We start from the raw sequence: 17084 nt of genomic DNA on the forward strand, positions 1-17084 counted from the left end.
ACATGGTCGAAAGCCCGAACGTGTCTTCACACTACAGTCGAAAACCGAATCGCGAAATCGACAGGATTCGGATTTCAGAACAATCCACGGGTCGATCTCGCCGGGCTGGCCCTCCCGAGAGAGTGAAGTCCCGCTGGTGAGTCCGGTGCCCTTGTTGGAAAAGTTTAATTGGTGTCTTCCGTGGTGATCGTCGTGCTGATTGTTGTAAGTTCTTTTCACTAATTGGGTTGAGTCTGGTTTTGGGGTTGGGTTGTGCGTGCGGATGTCGCTGGAAAGGAGGGGGCGGAGAGTCGACTTGCGCGGGAATTGGCCTCTATTCCTGCCAAGGTCGTTTCCCTATAGAATTGCGAACTCGGCAACGTGGCCGAAACGACTCAGGGTCGCCATGTTGGGCGGGCTCTGCCGGATCCTTCACACCTTGTTGTTTTGATTAACCCATGTTTGACCAGCGGTTTATTCGCAATTTTTCGATTGTCGCTCATATCGATCACGGCAAGAGCACTCTGGCTGACCAGTTGTTGCTGAAAAGTGGAGCCATCACGCAGCGGCAATTCCGCGAACAGATTCTCGACGACCTGAAGGTGGAACGCGAACGAGGGATCACGGTCAAAGCGCGTGCCGTTGCCATCAACTACACGGTGGACGGTCAGGAATACGAGCTGAACCTGATCGATACTCCGGGGCACGTCGACTTCCATTACGAAGTCTCACGCAGCTTAGCCGCTTGTGAAGGGGCGTTACTTCTGGTTGATGCCTTTCAAGGGGTGCAGGCTCAGACCGTCGCGAACGCCTACGCGGCGATCAACATGGATCTCGAAATCATTCCCGTCCTGAATAAGATCGACCTGCCGGTGACCCGCGTGGACGAGGTCCTGGAAGAAATTGAAACGGTGGTGGGACTGGACACGGAAGGGTGCCTGCGCGTCAGTGGAAAATCCGGGCTGGGGATCGAAAGCGTTTTCAAAGCGATTGTCGAACGCATGCCCGCACCGAAGGGGGATCCGGGCGCACCCCTTAAGGCACTGGTCTTCGACAGTAAGTATGACCATTACCGCGGGGTGGTGACGTACGTCCGAGTCAAAGAAGGAACCATTCGTAAAGGCCAGAAGGTTTATTTCATGAAGGCGGGAACGTCTCATGAGGTCCTCGAACTGGGTCAGTTCCGTCCTGATATGGTTCCCTGCGATGATCTGGGGCCCGGTCAGGTCGGTTACATCGTCACGGGAATCAAGGTTCTCGGTAACGTGCATGTGGGAGATACCGTTACGGACTTCCATCATCGCACGCCGACGGCTTTGCCAGGTTACGAAGTGCCACAGCAGATGGTATTCTGCGGGATGTATCCCATCGACGCGACCGACTTCGAGCGTCTGCGGGAAGAACTTCAGAAGATGAGTCTGAATGACGCCAGCTTCTCGTTCGCGCCTGATACATCCGAGGCATTGGGATTCGGTTTCCGCTGCGGGTTCCTCGGAATGCTGCATATGGAGATCATCCAGCAGCGTCTGGAAGAAGAAGCCAACGTCGACCTGATTCAGACAGCTCCCAACGTGACCTACCAGCTGAAGCTGCGCGGGGGTGAAGTCGTGATGGTCGATAACCCGCAGCAGGTTCCCGATTCAGGGCAGATCGAAGAATTTGGTGAGCCGATTGCGAAGGTGGTCTTCATTCTGCCGTCGGATCGAATCGGCCCGATCATGCAGCTCTGTGCCGATCGACGTGGTGTGTACATCACGACCGAATTCCTTGGCCCGCAGCGTGCGCAGCTCATCTATGAACTGCCTTTGGCGGAAATCGTGTTCGACATGTACGACAAGCTGAAAAGCATCACGGCCGGTTACGGCACGATGAACTATGAAGTCATCGGCTACCGATCTGCCGATCTGGTGAAGATGGACATCCTCGTGAAGGGCGAGAAGGTCGATGCGCTGGCCTGTATCGTCCACCGCACCCAGGCGGAACGACGCGGTCGTGCTCTGTGCAAAAAGCTGAAGGAAGAGATCTCACGCCATCAGTTTGAAATTCCGATTCAGGCCGCACTGAGTGCCCGCATTATCGCCCGTGAAACGATCTCGGCTGTCCGCAAGGATGTGACCAGTAAGTGCTACGGTGGGGATATCTCCCGTAAGCGGAAGCTGCTCGAGAAGCAGAAAGAGGGTAAGAAGCGGATGAAACAGTTCGGCCAGGTCGAAATTCCGCAGAAGGCCTTCCTGTCGGTTCTCGACGTCGCCAAGGAAGAATAGGCGTTTCGCGTGCTGATATGTCGTAGTGGGCGTCTCACTCAGCAACGCGTGATGGTTGTCGAGTTGAGGGAGAGACCGGTCACGTCGGCAAGTCGTTGGCGGTCACGGTATACCGACTTCTTAGCGGCTCAGTCGTTGCTTCCTACCGACGCAGGGTCGGTGGAGAGCGGGTTTGTTCGTGGTGTAGTGGCGTCTTAGCGGCTCAGCCGTGCCTGCGCTCTTTGGTCTCAGTGTCGTGCCGCTTCCCAAGCGCGGATGCCACCCTTGGCTCTTCTGAGCAATACTCGTGTTCTTGGGATCAGCAAAGTCAGAACTTCGCTCATTCTCTGGCCGCTTCCGACAATGATTGCTGCGCCTGTCCTTAGCGGGGTGACCACATTCCCGGGGTCACGATCAGTTCGGGCAGGTCGAAGGACTCGGCCTGAATTGCAGAGAACAGGTCTGGAGGCAGTGGACCTCTCTCGAACCGAGCCAGGTTCTCCTCGACCTGCTCGACAGTCTCAACTCCGATCAGGACGCTGGTGACCGCGTCCTGGCTCAGGAGGTATCGCAGTGCCAGTTCGGCCAGATCGATCCCCGCGTCGTGCGACAATTGTTCGAGTCGTCGTCGTGCCGGGATGACCGCCTGGAGTTCTACTGGGATATCTCGTTCCGGCATCACCAGCAGCCCTTGGAGAAACGCGCTGCGAATGAAGACGGCGACTTCGCGAGCGGCGGCATCGCGGAAGATGCCGCTACTCTCGTGTCGCCGGTCAAGCAGATTGGCCGGAAGCTGCAGAGCTGACATCAGCCCTGATTCGACATAGCTGTGAGGCGGCCCGGGGAAGTGAGCACACGAGACCCCGACATAACGCAGTTTTCCCGATTCCTGCAGTGGTTCCAGAGCGGGGCGATGAACGGCGTCTGTCTCGCGATGAAACAGGACGAGTGGCAGACAGTCGAGCTGCAGTCGTCGGCGAGAACTCTCGACCGAGGCCTCCAGGGCGGCTTTAGCCAGTGCGGGGTCGGCCAGCTCTTCGGGGGTGAGCGGCTTGAACTTCGTCACCACGGTCACCCGGTCAGTCACCTTTAATTCGCGGAGCGCGCGCCCAAGGATCTCTTCACTGTTCCCGTACGCGGCGGCGGTGTCGAAGCAATTGACACCCCCTTCGATCGCCGCCGTGAGGATCTTGAGGACGTCACGATAATCCGGCTGCCCGGTTCGATTGGCGACTCCGTACGGGAGCCCGAACTGAACCGTACCCAACATCAGCCGCGAAAGCGAAATGTTCTTCCAGGTCGAATTCATCATCGGCAGAGGATTCTCGCAAAGGGGCTCAGGATTCTGTCGGCTTTCGCATGAAGGGGTGGAACACGGCGCTGGCGAGCGTTCCGACGACAATCCCCACGACGAGCGAGCTGGGGACGATCCAGACAATGCTCTTCGTCCCGAAATTGATCCCCAGATCCTCAGCGAACGCGATGACAATTGCGGTGGCGGTGCTCGCGATCAGACCGAGCCAGGCGCCGGGGGCGTTGGACCATCGCACAAACAGTGCGAGGAAGAACAGCACGAAGAGTGGTGCGGTCAGCAGGTTCACGATTTTATAAGAGCGCTCGACCAGATTACCGGCAATCAGCGTGTTCAGCAGGCTTAATAACACGGCAATGGTCGCGATAATCCAGGTGAGCCACTTCAGGCGGCGGACGGCGGCCTCACCGGAGGTATCGGCTCCTCGGCCGCGTGAGACGAAGTCCCGTTCGAGCACGGCACAGGCCGAGTTGACACCAGACGACAGGCTGGAGAGAGCGGCCGAGAGAATCGCGGCGAGGACGATACCCGACAGTCCCGCCGGCATTTTTGTCATGATGAAATGCGGGAATAGCTTGTCACCGTTCGCGGCGATGGTCATTCCGGAAGGGATTTCGGAGGCATGTGCCCGGTAATAACCCAGTAGTGCCACGCCGGTGAGTCCCAGGAGCAGGCTGACGGTGATGTCGGTCAGTTGTGCGATTGCCATGGTTCGTCTGGCTGCGGCCGCGTCACGGGTCGACAAAAATCGCTGGATGGACATCTGGTCGGAACCATTAGTGCAGACGTACCACAAGGTGGTTGACAGAACGAGCATGCCAAACGAGACACGTTTGCTGGGGTCGAATCCCCAGCTCATCGGCTGCCAGTTGTCTGGCCAGGCTTTCGGCCACCACTCGGCAACACCTCCCATTTCGGCCGTGATGACGGCGACCGTGATGACGGCTCCTGCGAGCATGGTGACCGACTGTATGGCGTCTGTCATGACGACCGCTTTGATGCCGCCCGACGATGAGTAGATCGCGGTGATGACACCCAGCACCACACACAACCAGGGGGTCCAGTTATGGTCCAGCTTGAGCAGCGGAACAATGACAACTTCGGTTGTGGCATATAGAATCGTGGCCATCCAGCCGAGTCGCAGCAGAAGAAACACCGAGGCTCCTGCCAGGCGGATTCCTGTTCCTAATCGCTTCTCCAGCAGTTCGTAGGCGCTGGTGACAGGCTGCTTCATGAGGAGCGGAATTAAACCAAAACCGACAATGACGAAGATCAGCGGATGACTGGCAAGCTGGGTGAGCATCATCGGGCCGTTAGCGACCATTTCGCCCGGCGTCCCGAGATACGACAGCGTGCTGACCAGAGTGGCGAAGAGTGACAGCCCCAGCGCAATGGGAGACATGCGTCGTCCCCCCAGCAGGTAGTCGTCAGCCGATTTATTTTGGCGCGAGTAGTAGGCTCCCACCGCGAGCATAAGGAGAGCGTACCCGGCGAGGACGATCCAATCTAATAAACGCATGCGAGATTGCTCCGACTGACTTGCCTCAATCACCCATTGCTGTCGTTACCAGGAAAATTTGATCCTGGTCCAGCGAATTCCACAGACACCCTGTTCCACACACCAGTGCGTCACCAGGACAGTCCCATCATTGAGCAGGATTCCCGTGGGAAATCCGAACTGGAAGCTGGCCAATTCGTCGACGCCGGTCGCCCCGGCTGCGGGCCGGTCGCGGAACTCCTGTGCGTCGTAGAGCAATCCTTCTTCGACGACGGTCCAGGACGTTTCCGTAAAGCGGACCAGAGCCATTACGACGCCCTGCTGTCCGTAGCGACGGTTATAGAGCACCAGCAATCGATCGTTTCCCAGTGGAACAAATGACATCGTCTGGCCGCGGATTCCGGTCGACTGAAACGGGCCCCATGTCCAGCCGTTGTCGTGTGAAAGACAAAAACTGTTGCATTGATCACGGTAATCACCCAGGGTTACGGTCCATGCCGTCGCCATGACGACCCCCGGTGAGACTTCGTTGAACTTCTGTTCCCAGAAACCGAATTGGTCCTGAGGGTCGCGGAAGACCGTGCGACGATGAGGCCATGTCAGACCACCATCATCCGAGATGACCACGAACACTTCTTCGCCCAGGCGTGCTTTATCTGCCAGCAACGCTCCCGGAGCGAGTAGCCGGCCGGAAGTGAGGGGCCTGATGGAATGGGACACCTCGACGGGGCAGTCGGGCATCGGAAGGGCCCTGGCGGGGGACCACGAATGGCCGTTATCCGTCGACTGACAAAAAACGGATTCGCCCTGTCGTTCGCCGAATCGGTCTTGCTGGTTGGCCCAGTACCGCGTCCCGTAGGCGTAGATCGTCTTACCATCTTTGGACAGACTGAGCTTCAGTGCATTCGCCGACGGGGGATGATCGGAAGCGGCCAGCAGTTCCCCCTCGCGTTGCCAGGTTTTCCCGCCATCGCGGGATCGAGCCCAATCCGTTCCACCCCGCACATACTGACCACCGCCGACGCTGAAAGAGCAGAGGAGATCTCCGTCGGGAAGCTGCACCGCCTGAGGAAACGCCGACTCACGCTCGTCGATGCGGCCGGTTCCGAGTATCGAAAGAGAAGGCAAGTTGTAGTTCCTTAAACGGACCGGACGAATTCGGGTTGAGAGTTCCCCCGGGCGAATCCAGGGAGAAATTGATTGGCGGTCGGAACGATGTTCATCTTGTCTGGCTTGCTCGTGTCAGGTGTGGGCAGTGTCGGTCACGAAAGTGGGTCTGCAACATGACTGGAAGGTCGCATGGTGCAGATGCTCGGCAGGAGGGACTGTGGGGGCAGATGCGGCGATTCGGCGTGCGAACGGAGTGAGTGTTGCGCCAGAGCATGTCTGATCGCCTCTCACGTCGGGTGATCAAAGTTGTGTTGTGATTGCGAGAACGATTTGGTGCAGGGCCTGTTGTCGAAGTGGGCACGTCCGATGGACCCGGTGGCAGAAATGGTGGCCTGCGGTGGGTCACCGCACCGGGCTGCGGCGCGGTCAGCCCCAGGCGGGCCATGATGCAGTGATCGAATGCGATCATGACGGCCATGCTGAATGGGTTCCTTCGTCAACAGGGTGCTTAACTTGTGCTCTCTGACGGTTTCGACCACGATGGATTTTGTACACAATGATTTGAACATCGGTCGGTATCAAGTGTCCTGCCCCGGTTTCTCGGTCGCGATGAGCGAAAAGAGGTGAGGGTTCTGTGATCGCTTCCAGTGATAGAACGGCATTCTGCTTTCCTGTTCCTGCTTTCAAAGTCGGGGTCGCCGGCCTCCTGAGTCACAGACAGAGGTTCGTTCGTTAGAGATCGGTCAACACGATCGGAGGGCGGTCATGAGTCTCTGGCGATGTGTCCTTGAGCTTGATTCCCGGCGGCAGCGCATCAGCGGAAGTACCCAGGGGTTACTCGAGGCGATCGACCGTGCTGCGGATTTACGAATCGCGACCGAGTTTCTGCACAATGAGCATATTGATGTTCATTCAGCGAGTTCTGAACGGATTCGCGAGGTGGCGGAATTCGGAGTGACCTACTCAATCGATCACCGGTGGACCGCCGGGATCATGCATTTACGGCAGCCCATTGAGCTTCCCGCTGGTTTCGGGCCACGGCCATCGATGTCCTTCTTTGTTTACAACCAGGACGGCACGCAGGGGATCGCCCGACCCTATCTGGATGGTCAATCGCGAGACGGGGTACGGGGTAGTGCACCCGTTTTTCCGACCGAGCAGATGCCGAAATACCATGCGATCGATCAGTGGGACGCGGGGACCAACGCCCCCTCTCATAATTTTATTTATGACTTCGATCACTTTCGTTACTGCGTGAATGACTCCTGGCGAGAAGTTCTCTACCACTCGCCCACAGGGGAAGTCCTTGCGGGATCGCTGGCGGACCTTGTGGATGCTTTCTCGACAGGCTGTTCCATCAAGCTCGGAATCGTTGGTCTGTGTGACGATCTTCACGACGATGCCTCAGCCGTATTGGAGCATACCGTCTACGTACAGGGCGGTTCTGCCTATTACTACACCGATCAGAAGCTGATGATTATCGGCACTCACCCCGTGGTGCGCGTCTCTCCACAGATCCCTTTGGAATACCGTTCCGGAAATTGGGATTTCGGATGGGTGATGTTGCGAAGTGACGGACATGTGGTCTATCGCCGGTGTGATCCCTACACACTTCAGTTTAGCGACCATGTACTGCGGAAGGGGGTTCGCTGGTTCGTGAGGTGACAGGCGTGTCTCTCGTTCTCAGCATGCTGTAACTGAAGAGAAATCGGCAGCATGGAGGTCCGTCATTGCTTGATACGGATTAGCGGAAGTAGCGAGAAAATTGTTCGACTGACGTCTAGTCCGTGACATTACGAAGGGCGTTGCCTGCAAACGCTGAATCACGATTTTGTCGTTGAGGTGAATGAGATGAACGAAATTCAACTTCGAACTTCGAAGATCTCGGACCAATCGTTCAGAGCTGACTGTGCGCACGCAGGGATGATTGGCACAATGGCGCACCACACTGTCCCCTCTCAATCTTGCTGGAGAGATACGATGACGCGGTTTGGCCTCGTTGGACTGTATTGTCTACTTGCGATTCCAGTAGTGGCCGATGACTGGCCACAGTTTCGCGGTCCCAACTGTTCAGGGGTTTCTCAGACCAGTGCGCCGTTGCCTGTCGAGTTTTCTGACACCGAAAAAGTGAAGTGGTCGACCAAGCTGGGGGATGGAATTGGTAGCCCGATCGTCGTTGCGGGCAGGGTTTATACCTCTGCGATGATCGATCCGCAGACGGTGGGGGTGGTTGCTCTCGACGCCAGGACGGGTGAAAAACTCTGGACGCGATCGTGGCCGATCGGTGACGTGGATGAGATTCATCTCACCAATAGTCATGCGGGAACAACGCCCGCGGCGGATGAAGAGCGGGTCTACTTCTACTTTTCGACGCTCGGTATGGTGGCGCTGGATGCGAAAACGGGTGAGGATGTCTGGCATCGGCCGCTCCCTGTCCCCTACTTCATTTTCAAATGGGGAGCGGGTATGTCACCCGTGCTCACCAAAGACCTGGTACTTTTCTGCCAGGATGATGATCTTCATCCCGCGATGTACGCCTTTGATAAGAAGACAGGCGAGATCCGCTGGCAGGACGACCGCAATGATATGGCGGTGAACTATTCGCACCCCGTGATCTGCGAGACACCCCATGGGGAAGAAGTCGTCGTTGCCGGCACGGGACTGCTGATTGGATACGATCCCGCGACGGGCGAGCGTCTGTGGTCTGCCCGCACGCTGCTGCGCAATATCAAGACGACACCGGTGTCGCGAGATGGAATCATTTACATTTCCCTTCAAAGTAAGGGGATCGCCAGTCAATGGCTGGCGTCGATCGATAAGACAGAGACCGGGAACAACGACGACAAAATTTCCCGTGATGAAGTGCAGAGATTTTTTGGTAAACGTCCTGTCCCGGAAGCGTTCTACAAGAAAACGTTTGAACGGGGCGACCTGAACGGTGATGGTGTTCTCGAAGGACGTGAGTTGGATGTCGCCTTTCTGCCTCCGGGCAATGCGGCAGGTGCTGCCTTTGATTCAAAAGTGCCAGAGGATGAATTTGTCATCGCGGTCAAAGGTGGTGGCCGGGGCGATGTCACTAAGACGCACGTGCTGTGGAAGCACCCCACGAAACACACGGACCACATTGTTTCTCCTCTGGTCGTCGGGGACCGCATGCTCCTGATCAAAGGAGGCGGAATCGCCACCTGCTTTGACGTGAATGAAGGAAAGCGGATTTACGGCCCGGGCCGTATCAATAATGGAGGCGAATATTTTGCCTCTCCCGTGTATGGCGATGGCAAGATTTACATCGCAGGAGAGAACGGCAAGATTGTCGTCTTGCGAGATGCGCCGGAACTGGATGTCCTGGCGATTAATGAGATGGGTGATTCAATTCTGGGAACGCCCGCAATTGCTGATGGTGCCTTGTTTGTTCGTTCTCGAACGGCTCTGATGCGAATCGAGTAGACATGGTTACCCCATACGTCGATCTGCCGATTTGATGCTGATTTAACTCAGTCCCTCCGCCCCGCTACCTGATTTCAGGAACCTTCCGACGATGAGAAAGAGTAAGACGCTCGCACGGATCCGTAAGGGTGAAACCGTCAGGATGTGCTGCCTCGGCCATTACATGCCCTTCTTCGTAAAGCATGCAGCCCACGCCGGGTTCGACTGCATCTGGCTGGACATGGAACACCGCGGTTTCACTGACCGCGATGTGCAGGCGCTGCTGGTTCAGTCGCATCTTCACGATATCGACATCATGGTCCGCCCCACGACTCTCGAGAAGACGGCTCTCTACCGGTATCTCGAAGACGGGGCCGCGGGGCTGATGATTCCGCATGTGAACACGGCCGAAAAGGCGCGCATGCTGGTCGACGCGGTCAAGTTTCCTCCTCTGGGCGATCGCGGCCTGGACGGAGCGGGTCTGGATGCTGACTACTTCACCGGTGACGTCGATTCGTTTGTGAAGCACGCGAATCAGGAAACGTTTCTTGTCGTGCAGATCGAGACTCCACAATCGCTGAAGAATCTGGATGAGATCACGTCCGTTCCGGGGGTCGATGGGCTCTTCATCGGCCCGGGCGACATGAGTCTGCGACTCAAGCTGGGACCCAGCGAAATCACGATGGAATCGACGTACGAACTGGTTGCTGACGCGTGCAAGCGGCACGGCAAGGCCTGGGGGGCTCCCGCACCGACTCCGGAAGTGCTGAAACGCCGGCAGCAGCAGGGGGGGCAACTGTTGAATCATGGCGGTGATTTCGGCGCCATCCTCAGGATGCTGAAGGAATGTGCCGCGGCCTTTGAGCAATAACGAGGAATCACCGTGATTAATCTGACTGGAAAGTTCGCCCTCGTGACGGGAGCGGGGCGCGGAATAGGAAAAGGTTGCGCCTTGCAACTGGCCCGCTGTGGTGCGGACATCATCCTGAACGATCGTCCCGGCAGTCCGGATCTCGCTGCGACAGCAGAAGAGATTCGGGCTCTGGGCCGAACCTGCCATGCCATGGATGCTGATGTCTTTTCTCGCGCGGGGTGCGAGGGGCTGGTCGAAAAGGCGATCAAAACTGCAGGCCGGATCGACATCTTCGTCAGCAATCCAGCCTACAGCCGTCGCGGCAAGTTTCTGGAATATTCGCCAGACGAGTTTGAACGGACGATCAACGGAACATTGATCAGTGGCTTTCACATGAGCCAGCTCGTGGCTCGCCATATGGTCGCACAGAGAATCCGCGGAAAGATGGTTTTCATTTCCAGCGTTCAGGCAGAGATGCCGTTTGCGCTCTGTGCCCCCTACGGTGCAGCGAAGGCGGGACTGAATCATCTGACCCGGACGATTTCTGTGGAGCTGGCCCCTCACCGAATCAACGTGAACTGCATCGAACCGGGCTGGATCGATACCCCGGGAGAGCATGTCACGTTCTCGGACGAGACGATGGAAGAGGAAGGGGCTCGGCTTCCCTGGGGAAGACTCGGGTTGCCTGAAGACATCGGAAACGCGGCCGCGTTTCTTGTCTCTGAACAAGCAGACTATGTCACCGGGGTCGTCTTTCCTGTCGATGGCGGTTTTCGGTTCAAAGACTGTCAGGCAGAATCCATCGTCGCCCCTGCGGAACTGAAACCATGAGCGGTACCAAACCGACACTTCGGCAATACGACTTTCAAGCGGGCTCCGGCGGGCCTCATCTGCTCATCACGGGTGGGGTGCATGGAGACGAGTTTGAACCGATCGCGGCGATCCGCCGGTTGATTGATCTGTTTTCCCGCCAGTCATCGGACGTCGCCGGCTTCAAGGGACGTCTGACGCTGGTTCCCGTCGTCAATGAGTCGGCGTTCTTGCGGGGACATCGATGCGGCGACGATGGGCTCGATCTGGCGCGTACCTGTCCCGGACGACCGGATGGAAGCATCACAGAGCAGACAGCCTTTGCGTTGAGTGAGCTGATCCGGAAGGTGGATTATTACATCGATCTGCACACAGGAGGGACAGAACTGTCTGTCTATCCCCTGGCGGGGTATGTCATGCATGCCGACCCCGCCACGCTGGGTGTGCAGCGACGAATGGCAAAGGCCTTCAATCTGCCACTGATCTGGGGGACGGCAGCCAATCTCAACGGTCGATCCCTGTCAGTCGCTCGCGATGCGAATGTCCCCGCCATTTATTGTGAGTATCTCGGTTCAGCAACCTGCGATCGGGCAGGAATAGAGTCCTACTTCACAGGGTGTCTGAATGTGATGGCCGAATTAGGAATGCTTGATCGACCGTGTCCGGTCAGTCGCGTGGAAAGGGTCGTTGAGAATCCGGAACCTGATCAGGGACATATGCAGATCTGTAATCCGTCACCTCTGACGGGTTACTTCGATCCGCGGGTGAAGCTCGGAGACATGGTCGCTGCGGGCGACGTGATGGGGACTGTGTATCCCCTCGAAGGGGGCGAACCACGCGAAATTGTCTCTACCCAGGCGGGGCAGGTCATCGTTTTGCGGACGTTCCCCCGAGTGAAGCAGGGGGAATCTGTCGGAGTTGTGATGGAACTGCCTGTCGCGTGAAGACCGCTGGCGTGCCATTTGTCATCGAGAATGTGACGGCGAACGAGAAGAGCTTTTTCCTTGGGGCCAAAGATGAACGACGAGGTTCGGACGGAACGCCAGGTTTATCTGTCGGGACAAATGGTCCCCGAATCGGAAGCGAAAATTTCGATTTTCGACAGTGCGATCATGCTGGGAGATTGCCTGACAGAATCCACACGCACCTTTCGTCACAAGCCGTTTCGCCTCGAAGACCATATCACAAGGCTGTATCGGTCACTGAAAGTCTGCCGGGTGAACCCCGGGTTAACTCCTGACGAGATGACACGCGTGACGCTGCAGGTACTGGAGGCGAATCGCTCGCTGATGGGCGAAGACGATGACTGCTGGATCGTGCATAACATCTCGCGGGGTCTCATGAAGCCGGGCCCCACTGCGGCACAGATGAGTCCCGCGACCGTCATGATCTTCACCAGCCCCATGGATCTTCGTGGCTGGGCCCGCTACTACACAGAAGGGTGCCATGCAGTCACCTCGTTCAGTCGGGCCATTCCCGCTCAATCACTGGACGCACGGATCAAGAATCGCAGTCGGCTGTTTTATACTCTTGCCGATTCCGAAGCCCGCATGGTTGATCCGGATGCCCAGGTGGTGATTCTCGATATCGATGGCAACGTTTCGGAAAACAAGGGGGGGAATATCTTCGCCGTGATCGACGGAGAACTGCGAACACCCTCCACAGAGAATTGCCTGGCCGGAATCAGTCGGCAAACCGTCATTGAGCTGGCGCACGAGCTGAGGATTGGTGTGCGCGAAACGCGTCTGCAGATGTATGACCTGTCGACCGCAGACGAAGTTTTCTTCACGAGTACACCGTACTGCATCATGCCCGCCACCCGTTTCAACGGGCTTCCGGTGGCGGACGAAAAGGTGGGGCCTGTCACGAAACGATTGCTGAAAGCGTGGAGTGATCAGGTGGGAGTCGACATCGTTGGCCAGGCACAGCGACAAATAGGATTAGCATGAACGAACCTACGATTTCTGAATTGTTTGACCTGTCGGGACGCGTGTGTCTGATTACAGGGGGATCGGGCTTTCTGGGACAGTCGATGTCGCGAGCACTGGCAGAAGCCGGCGCCAGTGTCGTTGTCGGCAGCCGTGAACTTTCACGAGCAGAGGAAGTCGTTGCAGGATTGCCATCTCCGGGTGGGGCAAAGCATCATGCCGTGACGCTGGATCAGATGGACGAGACCTCGCTGAACGCCGGCTTTGAAACGGCACTCGAGAAAGCGGGCCAAGTTGACATCCTGATCAACAACGGGCAACAGGGCCATGCGCTGGACCTGACGAACGTCACCGCAGAAGCCTTCAACAAAGACCTGCAGAACGCGACGGGATACTTTCTGCTGGCAAGGCGTCTGCGGGATCATCTGGTCAGTCGCGGTGCCTCGGGATCGATTGTGATGATCGGGTCGATGTATGGCGTCGTGGGCTCGTACCCGGATGCCTACGAAGGTGTTTGTCCGGCCAGTCCCGTTCAATATCACACATTGAAGGGGGGGATCGTCCACATGACCCGTCATCTCGCTGTCTACTGGGCGCGGGACGGCGTGCGGGTGAACTGTCTCAGCCCGGGACCTTTCCCTTCGGAGCAGGCTCCGCAAGCCATGGTGGAACGGCTCAAGACGAAGAATCCAATGCGGCGAATGGGCGTTCCCAGCGAACTGAAAGGACCCTTACTTCTGCTGGTGAGCGACGCGGGGAGTTACATCACGGGCCAGAATCTGCTCGTCGATGGGGGATGGACCGCGTGGTAGTGCCGCGCGGCTGCTGACACGGACTTCAGGCAATTCCGTTAAAACTGGGGGCAAGATGACAGCGTATGCGCGAGCAGGCCGTGTCCTGGCGATTCTGATCCACTTCTTCGCCATGGGATTTGCGGGCGGGGCCGATGATCGCATTTCCCTCGATCCCGCTCTCCGTGAAAAGTGCCTGAAGGTGCTGCGTGCGGGGATGGCGGGTGAAGAGTTCTGGCCCGCCATTCATGCCGCCGAAGCACTCACCCTCGCCGGGCATCAGCAGGAAGTGATTGCTTTCCTGACCCCGAAACTGCATTCGGAAACAGACGATCAGAGAAGGTGTGGAATTGCCCGCGAGCTAGTGCGGGCGGGAGATCGATCCGCTCTGAAAGTGATGTGGGGCATCCTTGCGGGTGACAAGCCTCACGGCCATATCCACGCCGCCGAGAGTCTCTTCAAGGTGGCGGATATTGGTGACGGTCAGGCGATGCGTCGTGCGTACGATCAGAATGAAAATCTGATACTGAAACTAATGGCCGCAGCCGCCCTGACGCGAGTTGGTGATGACTCTGCCAGACAGACCGTTCGCGACCTGCTGCAGCATCCCGAGGCGAAGTACTACGCGATTGCCGCTTGGGTTCTCGGCCAGATCGGTGACAGCACAGATATCCCGCGACTGAAGAAAGAGATGGAACGTGTGGGGGATCCGGTCCCTCGCGCCAATCTGGAGCATGCCCTCGCGATTCTGGGTGACGAAAGTGGTCAGAAGGCTCTCGAGCGAAACCTTAAGAGCGATCAGGATATCGTTCGAACTTATGCGGCGACGTTCGCGGCAGACGCCCGGTTAGTGAATCTAAGACAGGGCCTGGTCGAACTGCTGGATGATCGAGTGGCAGATGTGCGAATTCGTGCCGCGCAATCACTGCTGGTACTCGCCGCTCCCGTGATCCTTCCCTACCGTGTCCAGGCCGCGCCGGTGATTCAGGAACTCAATTCCAAGTTCTGCTGGTTTCATCCGCGCGTCGCCGCGATGCCGGGGTTTGGGAAGGGGGAACAGCCCGCCGTCGTCATGACGATCCAGAAGCATCTCAGTGCGAATGACCACTATTCTGGATTGTACTACCTGCGAACGGATGATCTGGGGCGTACCTGGACCGGGCCGACCGAGATTCCTGAACTGGCCTGGCAAGCGGGTGAAAACGGTGAAACCATCGCCGTGTGTGATGTCACGCCGGGTTGGCTGACACACCATCGGAAGGTGCTGGCGATTGGCGTTAAGCTGCGCTACAGCCGGCAAGGGGATCAGTTGCTCGACAAGCCTCGCTCGCACGAGTGTGCTTACGCGGTCTTCGATCCGGTCACGAATCGCTGGTCCCCCTGGAAGATGCTGGCACTGCCCCAGACTGAGGAGAAATTTTTTCTCGTTGCGCCAGGCTGCGTGCAGTGGCTGGAGCAGGCGGACGGATCTCTGCTGGTTCCCATCTACTATCGTGATGCGAAGGGAACTCAATATGCGACCACCGTTCTGCATTGCAGCTTTGATGGAAGCGAGATGCGCTACGTCAAGCACGGCGATGAACTGGCCCTTTCCGAGGGACGAGGCTTTTATGAGCCGTCACTGACCCGATATCAGGATCGGCTGTTTCTCACGATTCGAAACGACACACATGCTTACGTGACGGCCAGCCGGGACGGCTTGCATTTTGATCCCGTCAAGACATGGACCTTCGATGACGGTCAGGATCTGGGGAGCTACAACACACAGGCGCACTGGCTGACTCACAGCAATGGCTTGTTTCTGACGTACACCCGTCGCGGAGCTGACAACGATCATATTTTCCGCCACCGGGCTCCTATCTTTGTTGCTCAAGTGGACCCTGATTCACTTCAGGTGATCCGAGCAACCGAACGTGCGATCCTGCCCGAGCGGGGCGTCATGCTGGGGAATTTTGGTGCTGCCGCCATTACCCCGAACGAGTCGTGGGTTACGGATTCGGAATTTCTGGTCAGTGACAAACCTCATCCCCGCGGAGCCGATGGGACGACCTGGCTGGGAAGAGTTTTCTGGTCATCTCCCAACCGCGATGTGCCAACGAAGTAGCATCTTCCGGTGTTCGTAAAGAGCGAAGTCCCGTTTCACGATCTCGCCCCGCTTCGGATTCGAGATCGTGCAGACTATCATGGAGCACGCGCCTCGTGTGCTCATCTTCGCTCCTGACGGGTAAGACTATCGTGCGCCCGCTGGACAAGGGTTTGTCTGGTCATTTGCGTGGGAAGGTCTTGCATGTGGTTGCTACTCGCTGCCGGTGAGTTTGAGATTGTGGTCGACGAGCCTGCCGGTGGGGGTTCGCTGATGCTCTTCGAACTGGTCGCATCCATGATGTCGACCTTGTACTTCGTATTCCTGATCTGGATGTTGATTCACTGTTACCGGACAGAGCCCGATCGCTTTTTCTGGATCTGGATCATGCTGATCATCCAGCCGTTTGGAGCAATTGGCTATTTCGTCATCCGCTACCTCCCGTCCAGGGAATATGGTGAGCTGACGTTCTTGCGACGGTGGACGCGCGGGCCACAATTGGCACGGCTGGAAACGGCTGCCAGGCAGATCGGCAATTCCCATCAGTACGTGCAGTGGGGGAACGCACTTCGAGAAGTCGGAAACCTGTCGCGAGCCAACGAGGCGTATGCTCAGGCACTCAAGAAAGATCCTCAGGATCTGCAGGCGCTGTGGGGATCCGCCCAGATTGCAACGGCTCAGAAGCGCTATCAGGATGTCCGGTCATTCACGCGAGCGATCCTCGATAAGGATCCCCAATACAAGTTTGGCGACGTCTCACTGGAAAATGGACGTGCCCTGAAGGAACTCGGGGAGCGGGACGAGGCTCGAACGCAGTTCGAGTGGCACATTCGCCGCTGGCGACACCCCGAAGCGATGTACCTGCTGGCCGAGCTGTATGCCGAAAACGGACAAGCTTCCGAGGCTCGGAATCTTCTCTCCAGTCTGATCATGGATATTAACGGCAGCCCGACCAGCATTGCCCGCAAGCATGGCCGATGGAAGAGCCGAGCCAGGCAGTTGCTCCGCAAGCTCGGCTGACGAGTGATGCTGCGGAGCGGTTCTGCCTGTT

13 protein-coding genes are annotated in these 17084 nt (G+C 57.4%); 10 read left to right on the forward strand and 3 right to left on the reverse strand.

Annotation, left to right across the window (positions count from 1 at the left end; all coding sequences use genetic code 11):
- Positions 1-437 precede the first annotated feature (437 nt).
- Positions 438-2243, forward strand: a complete 1806-nt coding sequence (lepA, locus tag ACGY09_RS15390) for a translation elongation factor 4 (protein ID WP_397568422.1) — start codon at positions 438-440, stop codon at positions 2241-2243.
- A 361-nt stretch (positions 2244-2604) separates the two neighbouring features.
- Here the strand turns inward: lepA and ACGY09_RS15395 are convergent, their stop codons facing one another.
- From ACGY09_RS15395 to ACGY09_RS15405, 3 genes are read right to left on the reverse strand one after another with little or no spacing between them, the layout of a single operon-like run.
- Positions 2605-3534, reverse strand: coding sequence for an aldo/keto reductase (locus tag ACGY09_RS15395; RefSeq protein ID WP_397568423.1), 930 nt, complete (start codon positions 3532-3534; stop codon positions 2605-2607).
- A 25-nt stretch (positions 3535-3559) separates the two neighbouring features.
- Positions 3560-5053, reverse strand: a complete 1494-nt coding sequence (locus ACGY09_RS15400; RefSeq protein ID WP_397568424.1) for a sodium/solute symporter — start codon at positions 5051-5053, stop codon at positions 3560-3562.
- 45 nt (positions 5054-5098) lie between these two features.
- The gene (locus ACGY09_RS15405; RefSeq protein WP_397568425.1) at positions 5099-6160 is read right to left on the reverse strand and encodes a sialidase family protein; all 1062 of its coding nucleotides are present in this window, start codon (positions 6158-6160) and stop codon (positions 5099-5101) included.
- A gap of 747 nt (positions 6161-6907) precedes the next feature.
- Here ACGY09_RS15405 and ACGY09_RS15410 point away from each other — a divergent pair.
- The 9 genes from ACGY09_RS15410 to ACGY09_RS15450 all read left to right on the forward strand — a co-directional run bounded on the left by ACGY09_RS15410 (position 6908) and on the right by ACGY09_RS15450 (position 17053).
- Entirely contained in the window at positions 6908-7807 is a 900-nt protein-coding gene (locus ACGY09_RS15410; protein WP_397568426.1) for a hypothetical protein, read from the forward strand.
- 315 nt (positions 7808-8122) lie between these two features.
- The gene (locus ACGY09_RS15415) at positions 8123-9589 is read left to right on the forward strand and encodes a PQQ-binding-like beta-propeller repeat protein (RefSeq protein WP_397568427.1); all 1467 of its coding nucleotides are present in this window, start codon (positions 8123-8125) and stop codon (positions 9587-9589) included.
- Positions 9590-9680: 91 nt separating this feature from the next.
- Positions 9681-10439: an HpcH/HpaI aldolase/citrate lyase family protein gene (locus ACGY09_RS15420; protein WP_397568428.1), complete on the forward strand. Its 759-nt coding sequence runs from the start codon at positions 9681-9683 to the stop codon at positions 10437-10439.
- Positions 10440-10451: 12 nt separating this feature from the next.
- Entirely contained in the window at positions 10452-11252 is an 801-nt protein-coding gene (locus tag ACGY09_RS15425; RefSeq protein ID WP_397568429.1) for an SDR family NAD(P)-dependent oxidoreductase, read from the forward strand.
- Positions 11249-12175, forward strand: coding sequence for a succinylglutamate desuccinylase/aspartoacylase family protein (locus tag ACGY09_RS15430; protein WP_397568430.1), 927 nt, complete (start codon positions 11249-11251; stop codon positions 12173-12175). Before ACGY09_RS15425 ends, ACGY09_RS15430 begins: the two co-directional genes overlap by 4 nt.
- A 72-nt stretch (positions 12176-12247) precedes the next feature.
- Positions 12248-13180 (forward strand): aminotransferase class IV, encoded by a 933-nt coding sequence (locus tag ACGY09_RS15435; RefSeq protein WP_397568431.1) that lies wholly within the window; start codon positions 12248-12250, stop codon positions 13178-13180.
- On the forward strand, positions 13177-13971 hold the full coding sequence (locus ACGY09_RS15440; protein ID WP_397568432.1) for an SDR family oxidoreductase: 795 nt from the start codon (positions 13177-13179) through the stop codon (positions 13969-13971). The genes ACGY09_RS15435 and ACGY09_RS15440 overlap by 4 nt, the downstream gene beginning before the upstream one ends.
- A 55-nt stretch (positions 13972-14026) precedes the next feature.
- Positions 14027-16054 carry a HEAT repeat domain-containing protein gene (locus ACGY09_RS15445; protein WP_397568433.1) on the forward strand — a complete coding sequence of 676 codons (2028 nt, stop codon included), beginning with the start codon at positions 14027-14029 and terminating at the stop codon, positions 16052-16054.
- A 183-nt stretch (positions 16055-16237) separates the two neighbouring features.
- Positions 16238-17053 (forward strand): tetratricopeptide repeat protein, encoded by an 816-nt coding sequence (locus ACGY09_RS15450; protein WP_373649340.1) that lies wholly within the window; start codon positions 16238-16240, stop codon positions 17051-17053.
- Positions 17054-17084: the final 31 nt, after the last annotated feature.

Source organism: Schlesneria sphaerica, from assembly GCF_044336245.1.
Classification (GTDB): Bacteria; Planctomycetota; Planctomycetia; order Planctomycetales; family Planctomycetaceae; genus Schlesneria; species Schlesneria sphaerica.

What these genes read in the sequence shown, in the direction of transcription:
- lepA (WP_397568422.1), top strand. Translation starts at nt 438, where the DNA reads ATGTTTGACCAGCGGTTTATTCGCAATTTTTCGATTGTCGCTCATATC.
- ACGY09_RS15400 (WP_397568424.1), bottom strand. Translation starts at nt 5,053, where the DNA reads ATGCGTTTATTAGATTGGATCGTCCTCGCCGGGTACGCTCTCCTTATG.
- ACGY09_RS15445 (WP_397568433.1), top strand. Translation starts at nt 14,027, where the DNA reads ATGACAGCGTATGCGCGAGCAGGCCGTGTCCTGGCGATTCTGATCCAC.
- ACGY09_RS15450 (WP_373649340.1), top strand. Translation starts at nt 16,238, where the DNA reads ATGTGGTTGCTACTCGCTGCCGGTGAGTTTGAGATTGTGGTCGACGAG.
- ACGY09_RS15440 (WP_397568432.1), top strand. Translation starts at nt 13,177, where the DNA reads ATGAACGAACCTACGATTTCTGAATTGTTTGACCTGTCGGGACGCGTG.
- ACGY09_RS15395 (WP_397568423.1), bottom strand. Translation starts at nt 3,534, where the DNA reads ATGATGAATTCGACCTGGAAGAACATTTCGCTTTCGCGGCTGATGTTG.
- ACGY09_RS15410 (WP_397568426.1), top strand. Translation starts at nt 6,908, where the DNA reads ATGAGTCTCTGGCGATGTGTCCTTGAGCTTGATTCCCGGCGGCAGCGC.
- ACGY09_RS15415 (WP_397568427.1), top strand. Translation starts at nt 8,123, where the DNA reads ATGACGCGGTTTGGCCTCGTTGGACTGTATTGTCTACTTGCGATTCCA.
- ACGY09_RS15435 (WP_397568431.1), top strand. Translation starts at nt 12,248, where the DNA reads ATGAACGACGAGGTTCGGACGGAACGCCAGGTTTATCTGTCGGGACAA.
- ACGY09_RS15430 (WP_397568430.1), top strand. Translation starts at nt 11,249, where the DNA reads ATGAGCGGTACCAAACCGACACTTCGGCAATACGACTTTCAAGCGGGC.
- ACGY09_RS15420 (WP_397568428.1), top strand. Translation starts at nt 9,681, where the DNA reads ATGAGAAAGAGTAAGACGCTCGCACGGATCCGTAAGGGTGAAACCGTC.